Raw genomic sequence first — 1,605 nt, forward strand, 5'->3', positions numbered from 1 at the left:
GTCGAAGAGGTCCGCCGCCGCGATCAGCACACCGCGGATCCCCGCCGGCCTGCCCTCCTCGTCGAAGGCCTCCCCCGCACTCATCTCGAGGTCGAACTTCGCTGCCAGAGCCCCGGTCGACACCCTTCCGCCCTGCTGGGCCCCGGAGAGGTCGAGGGCCGCCTGCTGGGTGTTCTGGACGGTCAGGGACACCTGGAACAGCGGATGCCTGGAGAGCGAGCGGGCGGGGGCAAGGTCCTCGACGAGCCGTTCGAAGGGCAGGTCCTGGTGCGCGAAGGCGGCGATGCCCACCTTGCGCACCCGTCCCAGCAGTTCACGGAACGTCGGGTTCCCTGACAGGTCGGTACGGATGACCAGGGTGTTGACGAAGAAGCCGACCAGGTCGTCCAGCGCCTCGTCGGTGCGTCCGGCCACCACCGCGCCGATGGGGATGTCGGTGCCCGCGCCCAGGCGGGACAGCAGCAGCGCGAGTGCGGCCTGCAGCACCATGAAGGTGGTGACGCCCTCCGCCTTCGCCACCTCGGCGAGGCGGGCGTGCACCTCGGCGGGGATCTCCCACTCCACGGTGTGCCCGCGGTGGCCGGCGACCTCGGGGCGGGGCCGGTCGAAGGGCAGCGCCAGCTCCTCCGGTGCGCCCTCCAGCGCCGTCCGCCAGTACGCCACCTGCTTGGAGAGCACACTCTCCGGGTCCTTCTCGTCACCGAGCAGTTCACGCTGCCAGAGGGCGTAGTCGGCGTACTGCACCGGCAACGGCTCCCACGCCGGGGCACGCCCCTCACAGCGCGCCGCGTACGCCTCCGACACATCGCGCGCCAGCGGCCCCATCGACCACCCGTCACCCGCGATGTGGTGCACCGTCGCCACCAGGACGTGGTCCTCCGGCCCGGTCCTGAGCAGGCACGCCCGGATGGGGATCTCGGCGGAAAGGTCGAAGGCGTGACCGGCCGCCTCGGCTATGGCACCGTCCAGCTCCTCGGGCGCCGCCTCGACCACCGGCAGGTCCCACGCCACCTCGTCGAGGGGCAGGATCCGCTGGTAGGGCTCACCGTCCGACATCCCGAACACCGTCCGCAGCACCTCATGGCGTCCGAGGACGTCCAGGAAGGCGGCGTTCAGCGCCTCCCGGTCCACCTCCCCGGACAGCCGCAGGGCGACCGGGATGTTGTAGACCGCGCTCGGCCCCTCCAGCTGCTGGATGAACCACAGGCGGCGCTGCGCGAATGACAACGGAAACATCAGGACTCCTCCTGGTTACGCATCGGCCGCAACGCCGGCCTGACTGGCTTCTGGCTTCCGAGCTGCTGTGCAAGTCCTGCCACCGTCGGTGCGTCGAACAGTGCCGCGATGCCCACCTCGACGCCCAGCGCCTTACGTATTCGGCTCATCAGCCGTACGGCCAGCAGGGAGTGACCGCCGAGGGCGAAGAAGTCGTCGTCGACGCCGACGTTCTCCAGGCCCAGGACCTCCGCGAACGCCGCGCAGAGGATCTCCTCCTCGGGAGTGGACGGCTCCCGGGTGTGCGCCGCGGTGGTGTATTCGGGGGCGGGCAGGGCCCTGCGGTCCAGCTTCCCGTTCACCGTCAGCGGCAGCGCGTCCAGCACCACC

The 1,605-nt window shown here is 70.8% G+C and carries 2 protein-coding genes; both read right to left on the reverse strand.

The features are described from left to right. The coding region (locus AOK09_RS31560; protein WP_245687572.1) for a condensation domain-containing protein at positions 1 to 1,236 on the reverse strand (1,236 nt) is incomplete at its 3' end. Beyond that, positions 1,236 to 1,605 (reverse strand): phosphopantetheine-binding protein (locus tag AOK09_RS42715; RefSeq protein ID WP_245687573.1); only part of this gene is annotated, 370 nt, incomplete at its 5' end. The genes AOK09_RS31560 and AOK09_RS42715, both read right to left, overlap by 1 nt.

Origin of the sequence: Peterkaempfera griseoplana (genome assembly GCF_001418575.1) — a bacterium.
Lineage (GTDB): Bacteria > Actinomycetota > Actinomycetes > Streptomycetales > Streptomycetaceae > Peterkaempfera > Peterkaempfera griseoplana.